This window comes from Pseudooceanicola nitratireducens (assembly GCF_900109195.1).
In the GTDB taxonomy this organism is placed as follows: Bacteria; Pseudomonadota; Alphaproteobacteria; order Rhodobacterales; family Rhodobacteraceae; genus Pseudooceanicola; species Pseudooceanicola nitratireducens.
The window spans coordinates 645,645-666,485 of record NZ_FNZG01000002.1 but is presented as its reverse complement, the minus strand read 5'-3'; the positions used below and the strand labels follow the sequence as shown (position 1 = coordinate 666,485).

General features: G+C 64.8%; 22 protein-coding genes. 6 read left to right on the top strand and 16 right to left on the bottom strand.

Translation table 11 applies throughout. From position 1 onward, the window contains the following. Positions 1-48: 48 nt before the first annotated feature. Positions 49-1,770 (top strand): tetratricopeptide repeat protein, encoded by a 1,722-nt coding sequence (locus BMX99_RS09150; protein WP_093450370.1) that lies wholly within the window; start codon positions 49-51, stop codon positions 1,768-1,770. 3 nt (positions 1,771-1,773) lie between these two features. Next, positions 1,774-2,598: a 4-(cytidine 5'-diphospho)-2-C-methyl-D-erythritol kinase gene (locus BMX99_RS09145; RefSeq protein WP_093450367.1), complete on the top strand. Its 825-nt coding sequence runs from the start codon at positions 1,774-1,776 to the stop codon at positions 2,596-2,598. Between the two features lie 21 nt (positions 2,599-2,619). Here BMX99_RS09145 and BMX99_RS09140 read toward each other — a convergent pair whose 3' ends face one another. From BMX99_RS09140 to mgtE, 12 genes are all read right to left on the bottom strand, one after another. Beyond that, positions 2,620-3,261 carry a phosphoribosylanthranilate isomerase gene (locus BMX99_RS09140; RefSeq protein ID WP_093450364.1) on the bottom strand — a complete coding sequence of 214 codons (642 nt, stop codon included), beginning with the start codon at positions 3,259-3,261 and terminating at the stop codon, positions 2,620-2,622. A 77-nt stretch (positions 3,262-3,338) separates the two neighbouring features. Further along, on the bottom strand, positions 3,339-3,680 hold the full coding sequence (locus BMX99_RS09135) for a lipopolysaccharide assembly protein LapA domain-containing protein (protein WP_093450361.1): 342 nt from the start codon (positions 3,678-3,680) through the stop codon (positions 3,339-3,341). Between the two features lies 1 nt (position 3,681). Further along, positions 3,682-3,966 (bottom strand): integration host factor subunit beta, encoded by a 285-nt coding sequence (gene ihfB / locus BMX99_RS09130; protein WP_009806213.1) that lies wholly within the window; start codon positions 3,964-3,966, stop codon positions 3,682-3,684. A 292-nt stretch (positions 3,967-4,258) separates the two neighbouring features. Then, the gene (rpsA, locus tag BMX99_RS09125; protein WP_093450359.1) at positions 4,259-5,935 is read right to left on the bottom strand and encodes a 30S ribosomal protein S1; all 1,677 of its coding nucleotides are present in this window, start codon (positions 5,933-5,935) and stop codon (positions 4,259-4,261) included. Between the two features lie 347 nt (positions 5,936-6,282). Then, a complete protein-coding gene (locus BMX99_RS19655; RefSeq protein ID WP_170848693.1) occupies positions 6,283-6,459 on the bottom strand; it encodes a hypothetical protein in 177 nt (58 codons plus the stop codon). A 196-nt stretch (positions 6,460-6,655) separates the two neighbouring features. After that, the gene (locus BMX99_RS19650; RefSeq protein ID WP_170848692.1) at positions 6,656-6,805 is read right to left on the bottom strand and encodes a hypothetical protein; all 150 of its coding nucleotides are present in this window, start codon (positions 6,803-6,805) and stop codon (positions 6,656-6,658) included. Between the two features lie 82 nt (positions 6,806-6,887). Continuing rightward, positions 6,888-7,616 (bottom strand): SDR family oxidoreductase, encoded by a 729-nt coding sequence (locus BMX99_RS09120; RefSeq protein WP_093450356.1) that lies wholly within the window; start codon positions 7,614-7,616, stop codon positions 6,888-6,890. Further along, complete coding sequence (locus BMX99_RS09115; RefSeq protein ID WP_093450354.1) at positions 7,613-8,965, bottom strand: FAD-binding oxidoreductase; 1,353 nt, start codon at positions 8,963-8,965, stop codon at positions 7,613-7,615. Before BMX99_RS09115 ends, BMX99_RS09120 begins: the two co-directional genes overlap by 4 nt. A 192-nt stretch (positions 8,966-9,157) precedes the next feature. Next, a complete protein-coding gene (locus BMX99_RS09110) occupies positions 9,158-9,790 on the bottom strand; it encodes a (d)CMP kinase (RefSeq protein WP_093450351.1) in 633 nt (210 codons plus the stop codon). Between the two features lie 90 nt (positions 9,791-9,880). After that, a complete protein-coding gene (gene aroA, locus BMX99_RS09105) occupies positions 9,881-11,230 on the bottom strand; it encodes a 3-phosphoshikimate 1-carboxyvinyltransferase (RefSeq protein WP_093450348.1) in 1,350 nt (449 codons plus the stop codon). A gap of 85 nt (positions 11,231-11,315) precedes the next feature. Then, complete coding sequence (locus BMX99_RS09100; RefSeq protein WP_093450345.1) at positions 11,316-11,882, bottom strand: 5-formyltetrahydrofolate cyclo-ligase; 567 nt, start codon at positions 11,880-11,882, stop codon at positions 11,316-11,318. Beyond that, positions 11,879-13,273, bottom strand: a complete 1,395-nt coding sequence (gene mgtE, locus BMX99_RS09095; RefSeq protein WP_093450342.1) for a magnesium transporter — start codon at positions 13,271-13,273, stop codon at positions 11,879-11,881. The genes BMX99_RS09100 and mgtE overlap by 4 nt, the downstream gene beginning before the upstream one ends. Positions 13,274-13,414: 141 nt before the next feature. Here mgtE and guaD point away from each other — a divergent pair, with 141 nt between their 5' ends. Further along, complete coding sequence (guaD, locus tag BMX99_RS09090; RefSeq protein WP_093450339.1) at positions 13,415-14,707, top strand: guanine deaminase; 1,293 nt, start codon at positions 13,415-13,417, stop codon at positions 14,705-14,707. Between the two features lie 3 nt (positions 14,708-14,710). On the opposite strand, the gene BMX99_RS09085 is transcribed toward guaD, so the two are convergent. The 3 genes from BMX99_RS09085 to BMX99_RS09075 form a co-directional block, all read right to left on the bottom strand. Beyond that, positions 14,711-16,045, bottom strand: a complete 1,335-nt coding sequence (locus BMX99_RS09085) for an 8-oxoguanine deaminase (RefSeq protein ID WP_093450336.1) — start codon at positions 16,043-16,045, stop codon at positions 14,711-14,713. Positions 16,046-16,052: 7 nt separating this feature from the next. Beyond that, on the bottom strand, positions 16,053-16,841 hold the full coding sequence (locus BMX99_RS09080; protein WP_093451278.1) for an inositol monophosphatase family protein: 789 nt from the start codon (positions 16,839-16,841) through the stop codon (positions 16,053-16,055). A gap of 124 nt (positions 16,842-16,965) precedes the next feature. Then, complete coding sequence (locus BMX99_RS09075) at positions 16,966-17,331, bottom strand: helix-turn-helix domain-containing protein (protein WP_093450333.1); 366 nt, start codon at positions 17,329-17,331, stop codon at positions 16,966-16,968. 306 nt (positions 17,332-17,637) lie between these two features. On the opposite strand from BMX99_RS09075, the gene BMX99_RS09070 reads away from it, so the two are divergent. Continuing rightward, positions 17,638-18,597 carry an NADPH:quinone oxidoreductase family protein gene (locus BMX99_RS09070; protein WP_093450331.1) on the top strand — a complete coding sequence of 320 codons (960 nt, stop codon included), beginning with the start codon at positions 17,638-17,640 and terminating at the stop codon, positions 18,595-18,597. A 61-nt stretch (positions 18,598-18,658) separates the two neighbouring features. Here the strand turns inward: BMX99_RS09070 and BMX99_RS09065 are convergent, their stop codons facing one another. Beyond that, positions 18,659-19,558 (bottom strand): LysR family transcriptional regulator, encoded by a 900-nt coding sequence (locus BMX99_RS09065; protein WP_093450329.1) that lies wholly within the window; start codon positions 19,556-19,558, stop codon positions 18,659-18,661. Positions 19,559-19,682: 124 nt separating this feature from the next. Between BMX99_RS09065 and BMX99_RS09060 the strand changes: the two genes are divergently transcribed. Beyond that, positions 19,683-19,895, top strand: coding sequence for a DUF1127 domain-containing protein (locus BMX99_RS09060; protein WP_093450327.1), 213 nt, complete (start codon positions 19,683-19,685; stop codon positions 19,893-19,895). Between the two features lie 108 nt (positions 19,896-20,003). Further along, a complete protein-coding gene (locus tag BMX99_RS09055) occupies positions 20,004-20,741 on the top strand; it encodes a Bax inhibitor-1/YccA family protein (protein WP_093450324.1) in 738 nt (245 codons plus the stop codon). The last annotated feature ends 100 nt before the right edge of the window (positions 20,742-20,841 follow it).

Here is a 20,841-nt window from a genome sequence, read left to right as displayed (position 1 = left end):
ACGAAGTCCCCTTACCCTGACCTGACCCCAAGTGAGGCGAGGGACCACATGACCAAACGCAAGATCCTGACTGCAAAGTTTCTGACTGCCTTGGCCCTGACGGCGACCACGACGTTGGCAACGCCGGCATTTGCCGGCAATTCAGGCGATTACCTGGCCGCGCGGCAGGCGCGCATGGCCGGCGATTTCGATGCGGCCGTCTATTACTACATACGCGCCCTTGGGGATGATCCGAAGAATCCGCAGCTGCTTGAGGGGGCCGCCCTGTCGCAGCTCTCGGCCGGGGACCTGGCCCGCGCCGTGCCCGTGGCCGAACGGATGGAAAAGAACGGCGTCGAAAGCCAGATCGCCCGCGCCATTCTGGCCGCCCATGAATTCGAGGCGGGCGATTACACCGCCGTTCTGTCCCGCGTGACCGAAGATCGCGGCGTCGGCCCGCTGGTCGATGGCCTGATGGCCGCCTGGGCGCGCCTGGGGTCCGGCGACATGACCGCCGCCCTTGCCGCCTTCGACACCGTGGCTGAGACCAAAGGCCTGCGCGGCTTTGCCCTGTACCACAAGGCCCTGGCCCTTGCGATGGTCGGCGATTTCGAAGCCTCTGAGGCGATCTATTCCGACGAACAGGCCGGCCCCCTGCAGATGACCCGCCGTGGTGCCATGGCCCGGATCGAGGTGCTGTCGCAACTGGACCGCAACGCCGATGCGCTGGCCCTGCTGGACCGTCTGTTCGGCACGGACCTGGACCCCGGCCTGTCGGCGATGCGGACAGGGCTCGAAACCGGTGAGACCCTGCCCTTCACCCATGTGACCCGCATCACCGACGGCGTGGCCGAGATCTTCTATTCCGTTGCCGCCGCCCTGCGCGGTGAGGCCACGAACGACTACACGCTGATCTATTCCCGCGTGGCCGAGGATCTGCGCCGCGACCACGTCGACGCGATCCTTCTGTCGGCCGAACTTCTGGAAGACATGGGCCGCCCGGAACTGGCCACCCGCGCCTATCGCAGGGTGCCGCGCGACAACCCCGCCTTCCACGCCGCCGAACTGGGCCGGGCCGAGGCGCTGCGCCGGTCGGGCCGCGCCGATGCCGCGCTGGAAGTGCTGGACCAGCTGGCCGAGACCCACGCGGACATGCCGATCGTGCACAGCACGCGCGGCGATCTGTTCCGTGGCTCCGAACGCTACATGGAGGCGGTGAAAGCCTATGACCGGGCCCTGTCGCTTTACGATGAAGACGACCGCGCGCAATGGTTTGTCCTTTATGTCCGGGGCATCTGCCAGGAACGCCTGAACCACTGGGACGAGGCCGAGGCCGATTTCCGCGCCGCGCTTCAGTTCAACCCCGAACATCCCCGCGTGCTGAACTACCTGGGCTATTCTCTGGTCGAAAAGCAAGAAAAGCTGGAGGAAGCGCTGTCGATGATCGAACGCGCCGCCGATGCGCGCCCCGACAGCGGTTATATCCTGGATAGCCTGGGCTGGGCGCTGTACCGGCTGGGCCGCTATGACGATTCGGTTGGCCACATGGAACGCGCCGCAGAACTGATGCCCGTGGATCCCACGGTCACCGACCACCTGGGCGATGTCTACTGGGCCGTCGGCCGGCGGCTTGAAGCCGAATTCCAGTGGCAGCGCGCCCTGTCCTTCGACCCCGAAGCGGGCGATGCCGAACGCATCCGCCGCAAGTTGAAGGTTGGCCTGGATGCTGTTCTGGCCGAAGAAGGGGCCAATCCCCTGAAAGTGGCCCAGGACACAAGCAACGGCGGCTGATCCATGCAAGACACATCCCCGGTGCAGCAGATCGCACCGGCCAAGATCAATCTGGCGCTGCACGTCACCGGGCAGCGTCAGGATGGCTATCACCTGCTGGATTCGCTGGTGGTCTTTGCCGACATGGGCGACCGCCTGACCCTGACGCGGGGCGATGGCTCTCTGACCCTGTCAGGTCCGCTCGCCGCCGGGGTCCCGACCGACGCGCGCAACCTGGTGGTAAAGGCCATGGAGTTCGCCGGGCTGACGGCCGATGTGCACCTGGAAAAACACCTGCCAGCCGCCGCAGGGATCGGGGGCGGATCCTCGGATGCGGCCGCCACGCTGCGCGGGCTGGCGCAGATCCACGGCACCGACCTGCCCCGCGACACGCACCGCCTGGGCGCGGATATTCCCGTCTGCCTGATCGGTCGCGCCGCCCGGATGCAGGGGATCGGAGACATCGTCACCCCCCTGCCCCCGCTGCCCGCCCTGCACGGCGTGCTGATCAACCCCCGGGTCGAGGTGCCGACCCCGTCGGTCTTCAAGGCACTGACCCGGCGGGACAATCCGCCCATGCCCGATCTGCCCGAGGGCCCCGACACAAGGACCCTGATCGACTGGCTGAAGACCACCCGCAACGATCTTGAGGCCCCGGCCATCGCCATCACCCCGATCATCGGCACGGTTCTGGAACGGCTAAGCCAGGATCCCGACTGTCGCCTGGCCCGCATGTCCGGATCCGGCGCGACCTGCTTTGGCCTGAGCGACACCCGAGACGCGGCCGAGGCCATGGCGCAGCGCCTGGCGCATCCCAAATGGTGGGTTCAGCCGGTCAGCTTCCGTTAGCCCTCGGGGGCGTCCCGCCCCTCAGCCCTGTGCGGCGCGGACGAAATCCCCGATCCGGTCCAGATCCTTCACCCCCGGCGCGCTTTCCACGCCCGAGGAGACATCGACCTGACGCGCCCCGGTCAGGCGCACGGCTTCGGCCACGTTGTCGGGGGTCAGGCCACCGGCCAGCATCCAGGGCCGCGTCCAGTACTTGCGCCCCTGCAGCAGCCGCCAGTCAAAGGCCAGCCCGTTGCCGCCCGGCAGATCCGCCCCCTTGGGCGGTTTGGCGTCGATCAGGATCTGATCCGCCACCTGTTCGTAGATCGCGATCTGCTCCAGATCCTCGGGCCCGGCGATGCCCACGGCCTTCATCACCGGCAACCCGGTGCGGGCCCGCAACTCGGCCACCCGTTCGGGGCTTTCCTTGCCGTGCAGCTGCAACATGTCCAGCGGCACCGCCCCGGTGATCGCGTCGATCAGGGCGTCATCGGCATTCACCACCAGCGCGACCTTGGCCAGCCCTACGGGCGCCGCAACCGCCAGGTCCCGCGCCACGTCGATCGACACGTTCCGGGGGGATTTCGGAAAGAAGACAAAGCCGCCATAGACCGCGCCGGCATCGGCGGCGGCGGCGACATCCTCGGGGCGGCTGAGACCGCAGATCTTGACGCGAATATCCATGCCGCAGGTCTAGGCGAGATGGGGGATGCCGTCCAGATTGCGCCTGATCAGCGCAAGGCCCTGGACGGCAATCGGGATCAGTCGAGAAGCGCCAGGACGTCGTCCTTGCCGCGGTTCTTCTCACCCTTCAGCTTCTTCACTTCGCGCTCAAGCTTGCCGACCTCGCGGGCCTTGCGGTCCACTTCGACGCGGTGCTTGTGCTCGCGCAGCCATTCCCAGACGAACCCGATCAGCAGGCCGGCAACGACGCCGCCGAAGATCACCACGAACAGCGGCAGCGAGGTGCCCGGGTCGATCCCCGCCACACGCGCCAGCCCTTCGGGCAGCAGTTTCAGTTCCACGGCACCACGGTTAGCCAAGGCGACCGCGATCAGCACCACCGCGAGGCAGAGCAGGAAAAGATACCGGATGTATTTCATGTCAGGCTTGTCCGTTCAGTCGGTCGCGCAACAGCTTGCCGGTCTTGAAGAAAGGCACGTGCTTTTCCTCGACCTCGACCGCTTCGCCGGTGCGCGGGTTACGACCCGTTCTCGCATCCCGCTTCTTGACGGAAAAGGCCCCAAAACCGCGCAGCTCGACCCGGTCGCCCCGTGCCATCGCCTCGATGATCTCGTCAAAGATGACGTTCACGATCTTTTCGACATCCCGCTGGTACAGATGCGGATTTTCGTCGGCGATTTTCTGAATCAGCTCAGAGCGGATCATTTCGAGTTCTCCCAGGTCACGTGGCAGCGCAATCGGACTTGTTACGACTATAGGATCAATTGTGGCATCCCGAAACAGACTAGCAAGGGTCGGGGGCCGAAATTTTCATGTTAAATCGGGGTTTTGCGCCTTGCGCGCGCAGAGAAATCCCTTGCCGCAACACAGCAGCCGCAGAATCGCGTGACGCTGCAGCGCGGCATGCGGCCCTGATTCGGACCCTCACGCCCCACCATCCGCGCAACAAAAAACCCCGGCGCGATGGCCGGGGTTTTCCGAAGATCTGTCAGACAGATCAGTCGTTTTTCAGGGCTGCGCCCAGGATGTCGCCAAGCGACGCGCCCGAGTCGGAGGAACCGTACTGTTCCACGGCCTCTTTCTCTTCCGCGATTTCGCGTGCCTTGATGGACAGGCCCAGACGACGGGTCTTGCTGTCCACGTTGGTGACGCGCACGTCGACGTGGTCACCGACCGAGAAACGCTCGGGGCGCTGTTCGGCACGGTCACGCGACAGATCGGAGCGGCGGATGAAGGACTTCATGCCTTCGTATTCCACTTCGATCCCGCCATCTTCGATGGAGGTCACGTTGACGGTGATGACCGAGCCGCGCTTCACGCCGCCAACGGCATCCGCGAACTTGTCGCCGCCCACGTTCTTGATCGAGAGCGAGATACGCTCTTTGTCGGTGTCGACTTCCGAGACAACCGCCTGGACCATGTCGCCCTTGCGGTAGTTCTGGATGGCGTCTTCGCCACGCTCGTCCCAGGAGATGTCGGACAGGTGAACCATGCCGTCGATGTCGCCGTCGAGACCAACGAACAGACCGAATTCGGTGATGTTCTTGACTTCGCCTTCGACAACGGTGCCTTCGGGATGGGTTTCCGCGAAGACTTCCCACGGGTTGCGCATCGTCTGCTTGAGACCCAGGGACACGCGGCGCTTGGCACCATCGATTTCCAGGACCATGACTTCGACTTCCTGCGAGGTCGAGACGATCTTGCCGGGGTGCACGTTCTTCTTGGTCCAGGACATCTCGGAGACGTGGACCAGACCTTCGACACCGGGCTCCAGCTCAACAAATGCACCGTAGTCGGTGATGTTGGTGACGCGACCCTGATGGGTGGATTCCAGCGGGTACTTGGCAGCAACCAGATCCCACGGATCTTCCTGCAGCTGCTTCATGCCCAGGCTGATGCGGTGCGTTTCCTTGTTGATCTTGATGACCTGAACCTTGACGGTTTCGCCGATCGACAGGATCTCGGAGGGGTGGTTCACGCGACGCCATGCCATGTCGGTGACGTGCAGCAGGCCGTCAACGCCGCCCAGGTCAACGAAGGCACCGTATTCGGTGATGTTCTTGACGACACCATCCACGGCCTGGCCTTCTTCGAGGTTCGAGATGACCTCGGCGCGCTGTTCGGCACGCGATTCTTCCAGGATTGCGCGACGCGAAACAACGATGTTGCCACGGCGACGGTCCATTTTCAGAATCTGGAACGGCTGCTTCAGACCCATCAGCGGGCCGGCGTCGCGCACGGGGCGCACGTCAACCTGAGAGCCGGGCAGGAACGCAACAGCGCCGCCCAGATCGACGGTGAAGCCGCCTTTGACGCGGCCGAAGATCGCGCCTTCGACGCGGGCGTCGTCTGCGTATGCTTTTTCCAGGCGGTCCCAGGCTTCTTCGCGGCGGGCCATTTCACGGGAAATGACGGCTTCGCCACGGGCGTTTTCAGCTGCGCGCAGGAAAACTTCAACCTCGTCACCGACAGAGATTTCTGCCTGTTCACCGGGGTTTGCGAATTCTTTCAGATCGACGCGGCCTTCCATCTTGTAGCCAACGTCGATGATGGCCTGGCCTGCTTCAACAGCGATGACCTTGCCTTTGACAACGGAACCCTCTTCGGGCGTGTCCATTTCGAAGCTTTCGTTCAGGAGGGCTTCGAATTCCTCCATGGATGCGTTCTGAGCCATGTGGCCTATGATTTCCTTTTCAAGGGTTATACTGGCCGAGCGGTTGTCTCCGCCGGTCTTGGGTTGGTCATTTCGAGCAAGCCGGGAATGAAGAAAGGGCCGGTGGTCCGACCCTGCCTGTGTTCCATCGCGGCTTTTGCCTTGTCGACGCAGGGCGGATACCCCCAATGCACCAACAAATCAAGAGCAAAAGGCCAGTACCCCCTGCCCCTGAAAACGCCAAAAGGCGGCCATGGGCCGCCTTTGGACGTCAGATCCTGTCACCGGATGCGGGGCTGTCCCTTGCCGGGCCCCGTGCCGTTCAGGCCCGATTGCCGGGTCGTCGATTGCCGGGGTCGAGGCCCGGATCAATCCTGCCGGGACTGCTCGTACCCCTTGGGCAGGGCGTAATCCTCGGCCGGGATCAGGCAATCCATCCCGAAATCGAACCTGCGCCACTGGTCTTCCGTGGCAACCTTTGGGTCCTTGGTCGAACGATCACGCGGCGTAATCGGCGTGTTGGGTGCAGTGAACATGAAGGTCATGAAATCCTCCTCCGAAAGCGTGTTGTTAGTAAAATCAACACGTTCAGCCTACACCAGTTCCACCATTCGCCTTAGCGCAGAATCCCCGACACTCTGTTTCCAGCCCGAAAACACGGCGCGATATCAACACCTTGCGGGCGATGATAGCGTCAACATCCGGGCCAGAATCCCTGCGTCAGCCTGCCGCAGATCGCCCTTAACGCGGCGCGTGCGGCGTGTCCGATGCCGGTTCGGACCGCAGGCACAGGCAGTCCGAGGCAAAGTCCAGACGGCGCCAGTCCGGCACGCTTTGTTGCGGTTGATGCGCCTGGTCGGCGCGCGGGGTTTCCTTGGTCTTGTCGATCATGTCTGCCTGCTTTCACAAAGGGTGGATGCCCATCTTCCCTGTCTTGTTATTTTCTCTGGTCGTGGCCCTGGTCCCATCCGGATCAGAGCGAGAGTTTCTTGAAGATGCGCTCCGGTATCAGGCGGATGAGTCCCATGATCAGCCGCCAGACGCCGCGCACATAGATCACGTCCTGACGCCGCTCAACGGCTTTCAGCACGGCTGCGCCAACTTCCGCTGGTTGCGCGGTCAGCGCACCCGGAAGGTCCATGTCTTCGGTCATCCTGGTGTCGACGAACCCGGGCTTCACGGTGATCACATGCACCCCGGTTTTCGCCAGCCGGTTGCGCATCCCCGACAGGAAGGCGGTAAAGCCCGCCTTGGCCGATCCATAGACGTAATTCGTCGCCCGACCCCGGTCGCCCGCCACGGACGAGATGCCGACAATCACGCCCGATCCGCGATCCTCCATCGCCGTCGCATAGGCCGAGAGCAGCGCCGCCGGGGCTTCGAAATTCGCCCGCAGCACCGACCGGATCGCCGCTGCATTGTCCTGGTCCAGCAGCTGGTCGCCCAGCACACCCACGGCGCAGATCACCACGTCAGGCAGATCACCGTCATCGGCAAAGGCCTGCGGGTCGACGTCCAGCACGTCCAGCTCCCGCAGGGTGACGCTGCCGCCATGGCGGAGCTCCAGATCCTGCGCGGCCTCGGCCAGGGTTTCGGACTGGCGCGCACATAGGGTCAGATCATCGCCCGCCGCCGCAAAGGCATGGGCGCAGGCCATCGCGATGTCGGACCGCGCCCCAAGGATCGTCACACGTCGGTTCATAGTGTCACCCTTTCCGATTGCGCCGAGGCAAAGACGCCCCGCGCCCCGATCCCGTCGCGATAGGCCGCAAAACGCGCCGCGCGGGGGTCTGTCTTGTGAAATGTCTCGGCAGTCATGCGGCTGTCCTTGGCTAGATAAGCCCGCCCGCCGTGTGCTGCCGTGATCGCGTCCAGCCGCGTCAGCAGGGCCAGCACCGCGTCGGACACCGGGAAATCCAGCGCCAGCGTGTAGCCCTCCATCGGGAAGGAGATCGGCCCGGCCTCGGGCCCCAGCCGTTTCAGCACCGCCAGGAAGGACCCCGCGCCCGCATCCGAAATCGCGCCCAGCAGTTCGGTCAGCCCCGCGCGGGCCGAGGCCAGCGGGATCACCACCTGATATTGAGCGAATCCCCGGCCACCGTAGATCCGGTTCCAGCCCAGCACAGTGTCCAGTGGATAGAAATAGCGGTCCCAGTCCACCAGGCTTTCGCCCGCCTTGCGCGCCTGCGCCCGGTAATAGACCGCGTTGAAGGCCCGCAGGGTATGGCGGTTCAGCGCAAAGCCCGGCGCATCCACGGGCATCCGCAAGGGGCGGCGGCGCGGGATATCATAGGGGGCGGCGCGCTGCGCAGGTTCCAGATCCTCGGGTTCTGCGTGATCGCCCAGCATGACCACCGACCGGCCAAGCGCCGCACCCTGGCCCAGGCAATCGAACCAGGCCACCGCATAGCGGCTGGTGGCCACTTCAAAGACCTCTATCGCCCGATCCAGGTTCCCGGCCACATGCAGCGATTGCCGGATATATCCCGTCTCGACCCGGCGCAGACGCAGGGCGCAGCGCAGGATCACCCCGGTCAGCCCCATGCCGCCAAGGGTCCAGTCGAACAGCTCCGGGTTCTCGGATGCAGAGGCGCGGTGGATCTGCCCATCCGGGCCCAGCACCTCGATCCAGTCGACATGCTGGCGGATGCTGCCGTCGCGCAGGTGGTTCTTGCCGTGCACATCGGCGGCCAGCATGCCGCCCAGGGTGACGAACTTGGTCCCCGGCGTCACCGGCGGGAACCAGCCGCGCGGCAGGAAGCTGTCGATCACATCGCCCAGAAGCACCCCGGCCTGAGCCACCAGAACGCCGGTGCTGTCATCGAACGACAGCATATGGGCCATGCCGCGCATATCCAGCGTGCCCTGCACTTGCACCGCGCTGTCGCCATAGCTGCGGCCATTGCCGCGCGCGATCACGGGGTGCGGGCCAAGCGCCTTGCGCAGTGCATCAAGGCTGCGGATGCGGGTCAGCCGACCGGTCAGCCGGGGAAACCGTCCCCAGCCCGACAGGTCGGCCTGTTTGCCTGAAATGCCCGTTTGGGTGCCCATGCCGGCCACCGCCTTTGCTGCTCTGCCTGATGCTGCCCGGCCGTGTCCCCGGCCTTTCGACAGCTGTTTCAGGCAGTATCGCCTGCAACCATGTCAGAAAAAAGGAAGATCCCCGGCGGGGACTCGTCCGATCGGTTCAATTTTCAGACAGTTGCCAATCGGCGCATCCCTGCGCCCCGTCCCTGAACCCAATCACTGAACCGGGGCGTGGCCGGTCTTTTCGGTCACCAGACGGATCGCGGCCTGGACCGCAGCGGCGATATCCATGTCCGAGGTATCCAGCGTCACCGCATCCTCGGCCGCGACCATCGGGGCCGAAGCCCGCGCCGAATCCCGTGCGTCGCGTTCGCGCAGATCCGACAGCACGCCGTCCAGAGTGACGTCATGACCGCCTTCGACCAGCTCCTTGAACCGACGCTCGGCCCGCACCGCGTCCGAGGCGGTGACGAAGAATTTCACCTCGGCCTCGGGGCAGATCACCGTGCCGATGTCGCGCCCGTCCAGAACCGCCCCGCCTTGACGGCGGGCAAAGGCGCGCTGGAAATCCACCAGTGCGGCGCGGACCTCGGGGATGGCGGCGACAACGCTGGCCGCGCGGGCGACTTCGGGGGTGCGCAGGTCATCGGCCTGAAGATCCTCGGCCGTCAGGGTCTGCGCGGCCTCAAGCGCGGCGGTGCCGTCCAGTGTCCGCCGCCCCGTGGCACGATAGATCAGGCCGGTGTCCAGATGCGCCAGCCCAAAGGCCACCGCCAGGGCGCGCGACAGGGTGCCCTTGCCGGCCGCGGCGGGGCCGTCGATGGCGATGGTCAGACGTGTCGGGCTCATGCACTCTCTCCTGCTGGGACGCGATTGATGCCAGATCCCGGAAGGCTTGGCAAACCCGGAAGGGGACAGGCGCTGACCGCCTGAACCCCGTCAGGCCAGACGTTCGATCCGCGCACCAAGGGTGGCCATCAGCGGTTCGAAAATCGGGAAGGACGTGGCGATCGGCCCGCCGTCATCGACCCGCACGGGTGCCGTCGAGGCCATGCCGAGGCACAGGAAGGACATGGCGATGCGGTGGTCCAGATGGCTTTCCACCTCGGCCCCGCCGGGCACATTTCCATGGCCGCGCCCGGTGACGATCCACCAGTCCTCGCCGTCTTCGACCTCGATCCCATTGGCGCGCAACCCGGTGGCCATGGCGTCGATCCGGTCGGATTCCTTGACCCGCAGCTCTTTCACGCCACGCATCACGGTCTGGCCTTCGGCATAGGCGGCGACCACCGACAGGATGGGATATTCGTCGATCATCGAGGCCGCGCGGTCCGGCGGAACCTCGATCCCCTTGAGGTCGGGCGAGAAGCGCGCGCGCAGGTCGGCGACCGGTTCGCCACCCTCTTCGCGCGGGTTCTCATAGGTCAGGTCCGCCCCCATGTCGCGCAGCGTCTCGAACAGGCCGGCGCGGGTCGGGTTCAGCCCGATGTTCGGCACCAGTACGTCCGATCCCGGCACGATCAGCGCCGCACAGACCGGAAACGCGGCCGAGGACGGATCGCGTGGCACGACGATGGTCTGGCCCGTCAGCTCGGGCTGACCGGTCAGGGTGATGACCCGACCCTCTTCACTGTCTTCGCTGGTGATGGTCGCGCCAAAGCCCGCCAGCATCCGTTCGGTATGATCGCGGGTGGCTTCCTTCTCGATCACGACGGTCTGGCCCGGGGCGTTCAGCCCGGCCAGAAGCACGGCGGATTTCACCTGAGCCGAGGGCACCGGCACCACATAGCGCACCGGCACCGGATCGGCCGCGCCGACGATGGTCATGGGCAGACGCCCGCCCTCGCGCCCGACCGACTGCGCACCGAACAGCGCCAGCGGATCGGTCACACGCGCCATCGGGCGCTTGTTCAGGCTGGCATCGCCGGTGAAGGTCGCGGTGATGGGCGATGTGGCCATCGCCCCCATGATCAGCCGCACCCCGGTGCCCGAGTTGCCGCAGTCGATGACATTGTCCGGCTCGGCAAAGCCGCCGACACCGACGCCCTGCACCCGCCAGTTGCCGCCGCCCAGATCCGTCACCTCGGCCCCGAAGGCGCGCATCGCCTTGGCGGTATCCAATACGTCCTGCCCTTCGAGAAGGCCGGAAATCCGGGTCTCTCCCATGGACAGCGCGCCAAGGATCAGCGACCGGTGCGAGATCGACTTGTCCCCCGGCACATCGGCCGTACCGGTCAGAGGCCCTGCGGCCAGCGATTGCATGGGGATCGGGGTGCCATGGGCGGACATGTCTGGGCCTCCTGCTCTGTCGGCGCGTCTTAGCCCATGGGCGGCGCGCGGTAAATCGGGAATGGCAGCGGGGCCGCCGCAGGCGTCAGGTGAATTCGATCACACGGCGTTCGGTCACGATCAGATCCAGCGGCTGATCCGTCGGCTCAAGCGGCAGAGCCTCGGCCTCTTGCGCGCCGTAGGCAAAGCCGATGGCCATGACCGGCCCCTTGGCACGCAGCTGCTCCAGCGTGCGGTCGTAGAAGCCGCCGCCATAGCCCAGCCGCCCGCCGCGCCGGTCGAAGGCCACAAGCGGCACGATGACGATCTGCGGCACCATGGGCAGCGGTTCTTCCGGGATCTGCGCGCCGAAAGGCCCATCGACCAGCGGCATGTTCGGGGCCCATTGCGAAAAGATCAGCGGCTTGCCCGCGCCTTCGATGATCGGCACGCCGACCGGGCCATAGGCCACGGCCTCGGCCATGGCGGGGCGCGGGTCGATTTCCGTGCGGATCGGCAGATAGCCCGAAATCGGCACACCGCGATGGCCTGCCAGCACCTCGGACAGGACGCCGGCGGCATCACCCCGGTTCATCTTGTGTGCGGCGGACCGTCGGGCAAAGGCCGCGCGGCGCGCTTCCTCTTTCACCGCGGCCAGGTCCCCGGTGCTCACAGCAGCACCACGCCGGCAAGGCCAAGGAAGGCGAAGAAGCCCACGATGTCGGTTACGGTGGTCACGAACGCGCCCGAGGCCAGCGCCGGGTCAACGCCCACGCGGTCCAGCACCACCGGGATCACCGTGCCCGCAAGCCCCGCGATCACCAGGTTGATCACCATGGCCATGCCGATCACCGCCCCAAGCGCGGGTGAACCGAACCAGATGATACCGACGATCCCCATGACCACGGCAAAGATCACGCCGTTGATCAGACCCACGGCCCCTTCCCGCCAGATCACCCGCCAGACGTTGGCCCCGGTAAGGTCCTTGGTGGCGATCGATCGCACCGCAACGGTCAGCGACTGCGTGCCCGCGTTCCCGCCCATGGAGGCCACGATCGGCATCAGCACCGCCAGCGCCACGAATTGCGCGATCGTCGCTTCGAACTGGGCAATGACGAGCGAGGCCAGGATCGCCGTCACCAGGTTCACCGCCAGCCAGGGGAACCGCCGCTTGGTCGTCTCGTAGATGCGGTCGGAAAGAGAGCTTTCCTCGCTCACCCCCGCCAGACGCAGGATGTCTTCGTCGTGTTCCTCGTCCAGCACGATCATGGCGTCGTCGATGGTGATCACGCCGACCAGCCGTTCGTCGTCGTCCACAACCGGGGCCGAAATCAGGTGATACTGGTTGAAGGCATAGGCCACGTCGCCTTCGTCCACGCTGCCGTTGAAGGTACGGAAACTGGGTTCCGTGATTTCGCTTAGCGGGGTGCGGCGGGGGCTGGCCATCAGCATCCCCAGGGTCACATGCGCCACCGGCTTGAACCGGGGGTCGGTCAGGATGACGTGATAGAACTGCTCGGGCAGGTCGTCGCGTTCGCGCATGTAGTCGATGGCCTGGCCGACATTCCAGAACTCGGGCACCGCGACGACCTCGCGCTGCATGAGACGACCGGCGGATTCTTCCGGGAAGGACAGCGCCTGTTCGACGGCGACCCGGTCGCTGTCTTCCAGCACGTCAAGGATCGCGGTCTGCTGGTCGTCTTCCAGGTATTCGACCAGGTCGACCACGTCATCGGAATCAAGTTCCCGCACGGCCTCGGCCAGGACGTCGGGTTTGAGGATCGAAATGATCTCTTCCCGGATGGAATCGCCCAGTTCCGACAGGATCTCACCGTCGAATTCCTTGTCGTACAGCAGGACAAGCCGGCGGCGGTCATAGGCGTTGATCTGTTCCAGAAGGTCGGCGATGTCGGCGGCGTGCAGCGGCTCCATCAGCTCGACCAGCTTGTCGCGGTCGTCCGTGTCCACGGCATAAAGGATCGACGCAATCACCTTGCGGTCGATGGTATAGCTGTCCTCTTCGGGACGCTCGTTTTCTTCGACCGGCTGGTTTTCTTCGCTCATGTCGTCGCTCCTTCTGCATGGGTGTCATAGAGGACAAGCGCCGAGAAAAACAATGGTTCAGAACGTAATCCACATGGGATTTCTGCCCGTTTACCGCGACCCGCCCACGCGCTACGCTGCACTGCCGAACCGGAGAGACCGATGCCCCACCCCACCCTGCTGACCGGCCGCGTGCTGCGCACGCTGGACGACCCTTTCATCGCCGCGCCCGAGACCGCGCTGCGGATCGAAACCGACTGGGGCGTGGTGCTGCAGGACGGACGGATCGCCGACATCGGGCCCGCCGCGACCCTGCGCGCCAACTGGCCGCAGGTCACCGAAATCGCCTATGGCCGCGACCTGATCTGCCCCGGTTTCGTCGACGCCCATGTGCATTATCCGCAGACGGCGATCATCGCCTCCTGGGGGAAACGGCTGATCGACTGGCTCAACAGCTATACTTTTCCGGAAGAAATGCGCCTGGCGGATCCCGCCTATGCGGACGCGATCGCGACCCGCTATCTGGATCTGACCGCTACCCATGGCACGACGACCGTCTGTTCCTTCTGCACGGTGCACCCGGGCTCGGTCGATGCGATCATGCAGGCCGCGCAGGCGCGGGGCCAGCGGATCGTCGCCGGCAAGACCTGCATGGACCGCAACGCGCCCGAGGGGCTGCAGGACACCGCGCAAAGCGCCTATGACGACAGCAAGGCCCTGCTTGAGGCATGGCACGGTGTGGACCGGCTGTCCTATGCCATCACGCCGCGGTTCTCGCCCACCTCGACCCCGGATCAGATGGCGGCCCTGGGCGCGCTTTGGGCCGAACATCCCGATTGCCTGATGCAGACGCATCTGTCTGAACAGGTTGACGAAATCGCCTGGGTGCGGTCGCTGTATCCGCAGGCGCGGGACTACCTGGACACCTACGAACAGCACGGGCTGCTGGGGCCGAACGGCCTTTATGGGCACGCCATCCACCTTGAGCCGCGCGAACAGGACCGCCTGCGCGAGGTCGGGGCCGCGCTGGTGCATTGCCCGACCTCGAACACCTTCATCGGCTCGGGTCTTTTCGACATGGCGGGGCTGATGGCACAGGGCCATCGCATCGGGCTGGCCACGGACACCGGCGGCGGGTCGTCCTTTTCCATGCTGCGCACCATGGCCGCCGCCTACGAGATCGGCCAACTGCGCGGCACGCCCCTGCATGCGGCGCAGCTGATCTGGCTGGCGACCGAAGGATCGGCCCGGGCGCTGCGGCTGGATACCCACATCGGGCGGCTGGACCGGGGGATGGAGGCGGATCTGACGGTGCTCGACCTGGCCTCGACCCCTGCCATCGCGCAGCGGGCCGAGCGGGCGGAAAGCGACTGGGACGATCTGTTTGCGACGATCATGATGGGCGATGACCGGGCGGTGCGGGCCACCTGGATCAACGGCCGCGCGACGGGCTGAGCCTTAGCCCGCCAGCGCCCGCGCCAGCCGGTTCGCCTGTTCGACCACCCGCGGCAGGTCGATCGTCGTGACCTGACCACCGCGCACCACCTGCCGCCCTTCGACAAACAGGTCGCGCACGCGCGTCGGCCCGGTCAGCAGCAGGGCCGCGGGATCCCAGGACCCCGCGCTTTCCACGCCCGAGACATCCCAGATCGCGACATCCCCCCGCGCGCCCAACTCGATCCGGCCACAGTCGGGGCGGCCCAGCACATCCGCGCCGCCACGTGTGGCAATCTCCAGCGCCTCGCGCGCAGACATCGCATCGGCCCCCTGGGCGACCCGCTGCAACAGCATGGCTTGCCGGGCTTCCCCCACCAGGTTGGCCGCGTCGTTCGAGGCAGAGCCATCGACACCAAGCCCCACCTTCACGCCCGCATCCCGCATCGCCCTGACCGGCGCGATGCCCGACCCCAGCCGGCAGTTGGAACAGGGGCAATGGGCGACCCCGGTGCGTGACCGGGCGAACAAATCAATCTCGGCCCCGTCAAGCTTCACGCAATGCGCATGCCAGACGTCATCGCCGGTCCAGCCCAGATCCTCGGCATATTGGCCGGGACGACAGCCGAATTGTTCCAGCGAATAGGCGATGTCTTCGTCATTCTCGGCCAGATGGGTGTGCAGCATCACCCCCTTGTCCCGCGCCAAAATCGCCGCGTCGCGCATCAGGTCGCGGCTAACCGAAAAGGGCGAACAGGGGGCGACACCGACGCGCACCATCGCGCCGGGGCGCGGATCGTGGAAGGCGTCGATGACGCGGATACAATCGTTCAGGATGTCGGCCTCACGCTCGACCAGCGCATCGGGGGGCAGGCCGCCGTCGCTTTCGCCGATGGACATCGCGCCGCGCGTCGGGTGAAAGCGCACCCCGATCTCGCCCGCCGCATGGATCGTGTCGTCCAGCCGCGACCCGTTCGGGAACAGGTACAGATGATCCGAGGTCAGCGTGCAGCCTGAAAGCGCCAGTTCCGCCAGCCCGGCCAGGGCCGAGATCCGCATCTCCTCCGGGCCGAAGCGCGACCAGATGGGATAAAGCGTCCGCAGCCAGCCGAACAGAAGCGCATCCTGCCCGCCCGGCACCGCACGGGTCAGCGTCTGGTAGAGGTGGTGATGCGTGTTCACCAGGCCGGGGGTCACCACACAGCCCTTGGCCAGCACGACCTCGCCTTCGCTATGCAGCCCGGTGCCCACCTCGGCGATCATGCCGTCGCGGATCCGGATGTCCGCGCCCTGCAATTCGCGGCGCGTCCCGTCCATGGTCAGGATGGTGTCGGCGGCGCGGATCAGGATCTCGGACATGAGGACCTCAGGTGAAGGGTTTCAGAAGCTCCAGCGCCTCGGCGTGCAGCGTTGCATTTGCGGCGGCCAGAACCCGGCCGCCCTGATGTGCGGGCCCGCCGGTCCAGTCGGTGACGATCCCGCCAGCGGCAGCGATCACCGCCATCGGCCCCTGGATGTCATAGGCGTTCAGCCCGGCCTCGATCACCAGATCGGCCTGCCCCATGGCGACCAGCGCATAGGCGTAGCAATCCATGCCATAGCGGGTCAGCTTGGCCTGGGCGGCGACGGCGTTGAAGCCTGCGCGCTCCTGCTCGGTTCCGACTTCGGGGAAGGTAGTGAACAGCTTCGCCTCGGCCAGCACGGCCGTCGCACTGCTGCGCAGGGGCATCGTGCCATGCGGGCCGGTCAGCGTGGCCCGGCCAAAGCCGCCCTCGAACCTTTCCCCGATATAGGGCTGATCGACGATGCCAAACAGCGGGCCCGTGTCGTCAGAAACGGCGATCAGCACGCCCCAGGTCGGTGTGCCCGAGATGAAGGCGCGAGTGCCGTCGATCGGGTCCAGCACCCAAGTCAGGCCGCTTGTGCCCTCTTGCGCGCCGAATTCCTCGCCCAGGATCGCGTCCATGGGACGGCGCCGCGCCAGAACCTCGCGCATGGCGCGTTCGGCGGCGTGATCGGCGGCCGTGACCGGATCGAACCCGCCTTCCAGCTTGTTGGTGGTATCCAGCCCGGTGACCCGGAACAGGGGAAGAATGGCCGCCCGCGCGGCGTCGGCCATTTCATGAGCGGTGGCGATGATCTGCTGTCGGTCCATGATCCCGCTATAGGACGGGCCGCCCAAATAGAAAAGGCGCCTCAGGGCGCCCGATTCTTTGGTATTCAAGGTCTGTTCGCTGCGGTCAGGCCAGATCGAGCCGGATCGGCCCAGATCGCCCGGATCAGGCGACGTCGCTAAGGACGCGGGCCAGTTCGAACAGGCGGCGGCGCTGCGCCTCGGGGATGGCATAGTAAGACCGCACCAGATCCAGTGCTTCCTTGTCGCCCATGATATCGGCGGGGATGCCCGTTGCCTGACGCGGGTTTTCCTCGTCCAGGCCTTCGAAGAAGAAGTTCACCGGCACTTCCAGCGCATCGGCGATGTCCCAAAGACGCGACGCGCTGACGCGATTGGCCCCGGTTTCATACTTCTGGATCTGCTGGAACTTGATCCCGACGCGTTCAGCGAGCTGCTGCTGAGTCATGCCGACCAGCCACCGGCGGTGACGAATCCTTTTTCCGACATGTACATCAACTGGGTGCGTCATCACGCGTCTCCTCGAACTACCATATGGGGAAAACAAAAATAGTGCTTACAGTTTAGTCTAAAAATCCACCGCTGGTTGCAAACACGTTCCCGACAACCCCTGATGGGCTGCATTACGTTAGCATCATCTGGGTTACGCGCAAGTAAATTAGCCCTGAGTGGCGGAAAGTGACGTTGGGGCAAACCTATACTTTAGATTACAACTGGCAACAGTCTTTAATTCTTAAAGTGATTGTTCGTCCACTCAGAATTTGCACAAATTTCAATCCGCCGTCAGAAAAGCGTTCGAATCAATCAAGGAATAGACATGCGCGCCTTTCAAGTGACCGCCCTCGACCAGCCCCCCGAACTGACCGAGTGCGAGATCCCCACTCCCGGCCCCGGTCAGGTGCGGATCCGCATTGCCTCCTGCGGATTGAACTTCGCGGATCTGTTGATGGTAAAGGGAAAATACCAGGACACGCCGACACCGCCCTTCACATTGGGAATGGAGGTCGCCGGAACGATCGATGCCCTGGGGCCCGATGTGGCCGGTTTTGAACCCGGTCAGCGGGTTGCGGTATTCGGCGGCTCGGGCGGGCTGGCCGACTATGGGATCTTTGCCGCGGATCGCGTCGTGATCCTGCCCGAGGCCATCGATTTCGACACCGCCGCGGCGCTGCAGGTGGCCTATGGCACATCGCATGTGGCGCTGGATCACAAGGCGCGGATGCAACCCGGCGAAACCCTTGTGGTGCTGGGCGCAGCCGGGGGCGTCGGCCTGACGGCTGTGGAACTGGGGCATCTCATGGGCGCGCAGGTCATCGCGGTCGCCCGGGGCGAGGAAAAGCTGCAAGTCGCCAAGCAGGCCGGCGCGGATCACCTGCTGGACGCCACCGACCCGGAGCTGCGCGAAAAACTGAAGGCCCTGGGCGGTGCCGACGTGGTCTATGACGCCGTCGGAGGGGACCCGTTCCGCGCCGCCTTCCGCGCCATGAAACCCGAAGGGCGGCTGTTGGCAATCGGCCATGCCTCGGGGGACGTGCCGCAGATCCCCGCCAATCACCTGCTGGTCAAGAATATCGACGTTCTGGGATTCTATTGGGGCGGCTATCTGAAATTCCGCCCGAAGATCGTGACCGATAGCCTGGCAGTTCTATTCGACTGGGCCGCCAAGGGGCGCATTCAGCCCCATATCAGCCATCGCCTGCCATTGGATCAGGCCGCCGAGGGATTGGACCTGCTGCGATCCCGCGCATCGACCGGGAAGGTGATCATCAACATCTAAGGCGCCGACCTGTGCGAAGGCGCAGAACGGAAGGACCCCTCCCGAAACGGGTCGCCACCGGTCAGGAGGCGACCACCTTCAGCTCTCGATCACCCTGCAGGGGCAGCGAATCGTTGCCGCTGAACCCGGCACGCAACAGGGTCTTCAGACGTTCGATCACCTGCATGAACCCGCGATCCTGCGAATACATGCAGATCTGCAGCACGCCCAGATCCGGCAATTCCCCGTTGTGGGTCACGGTATCCAGCTGCGTCGGCACCGTGCCTTCCAGCATGGCCCCGATAGCCAAATCGGCGGAAATCGTCGCCTCGACCGTGCGGTCCTGGTCCGTCTCGACCGCGCTTTCCCAGTCAATTCCGGCCGTTTCCAGAGCGCGCAGTGCCTCGACCCGGAACAGGCAGGTCCGCGCCGAAGCATAGCGCAGCGGCCGCTGCCGCCAGGCGGTGCCACCGGGGGCGCAGATCCAGCACAGCTGACGTTCGTCCAGAACCTCGACATCGCCGCCGGGCGCGGTTTCGGTCGTCAGGATCAGGTCCACCAACCCCTTCGAGAAATCCGTCTTCAGCTTCGAGGTATAGCCCGAGATCAGCTGCACCTTCATCCGCGGGAATTCCGCGTTGAACCGCTTCAGCACCTTGGGAATCACCGGATAGACGATGTCATGCGGCACGCCGATGACGATCTCGCCTTCGAAAACGTCGCTGGTCATGCGCGACATGGCTTCGTCATTCAGGTCGATGATCCGCCGCGCATAGCCCAGAAGCTGCTCGCCCTCGGCCGTCAGCGCGATCTTCCGCGTGGTCCGGTCCAGCAGCGACAGCCCCAGCATTTCCTCAAGCCTTTTCAGCTGCATCGAGACAGCGGACTGGGTGAAGTTCAACACGCCCGCAGCCCGGGTGACGCCACCATGGTCGGCCACGGCCACGAAACTGCGCAGGGCGGTCATGTCGAGATTTCGCATCCATCAATCTCCGTGATGAAACAAGTCAGAAACATTCATTTCCAATAATGATCACACTCAACCATATACATCAACATGAATTATGCAAACGCTCGAAATCATCACGAATAGAAAGGTTGCCCCCATGGCTTCGCTCTCCCGCTCCGCTTCCCTCGGTCTCTCCCGGTCCTTTTCCCTGATCGGCACGACCCTCTCCCTGCTGGCGCTGTCCCGTTCGCGTCAGGCGCTGGCCGATCTGGACGCCCGCGCGCTGGAAGATATCGGGATCGACGCGACCCAGGCAAAGCGTGAAGCAACCCGCCCGGTCTGGGACGTGCCCTGCAACTGGCTGAAGTGAAAATCTTCGCTCAAGGCCCTTCCCCAACCTTGAAAACGGCCCCCGGCTCTCCGATATTGAGATGGAAAAGTTCCATCCGGAACATGAGTTTCAGTATCGGAGGCTTGAATGGCTGAATACAACACTATGCGCGCTGCGGCAGGCACACGCTCTGCGGCCATTGACGCAGGTCTGCGCGCCCACATGAACAAGGTCTACGGCACGATGTCCGTGGGCATGGTTCTGACCTTCCTCGTGGCCTGGGCCGTCGGCACCTCGCCCGCGCTTCTGTCGGTCTTCCGCGATCCCGTGACCCTCAGCCCCAACATCCTGGGCTGGATCGTCATGTTCGCCCCGCTGATCATGGTCTTTGCCTTCGGCGCGATGATCAACCGCCTGTCCGCCGCCGGCGCACAGCTGTTCTTCTACGCTTTCGCCGCCGTCATGGGCCTGTCGATGGCCTGGATCTTCCAGGCCTTCACCGGCTTCTCGATCGCGCAGGTCTTCCTGGTGACCGCCATCGCCTTTGCTGGTCTGTCGCTTTACGGCTACGTGACGAAGAAGGACCTGTCCGGCATGGGCACCTTCCTGATCATGGGCGTGATCGGCCTGATCGTCGCATCGATCATCAACATCTTCATCGCCTCTTCGGCGCTGCATTTCGCGATCACGATCATCGGCGTTCTGATCTTCGCGGGCCTGACCGCCTACGACACCCAGAACATCAAGAACACCTACCTGCAGCACGCGCACTCCGGTGACAGCGAGTGGCTGGGCAAAGCCGCCATCATGGGCGCGCTGAACCTCTACCTCGACTTCATCAACATGTTCATGTTCCTGCTGCAGCTGCTGGGGAACCGCGAATAACCTGGCGCGGGCACTCCGCGACACATGAATGCCAAAGGGCCGGTCACCGCGACCGGCCCTTTTTCTTTGCGCCACACGTTTCCTCGCCCCCTGCCCCTGC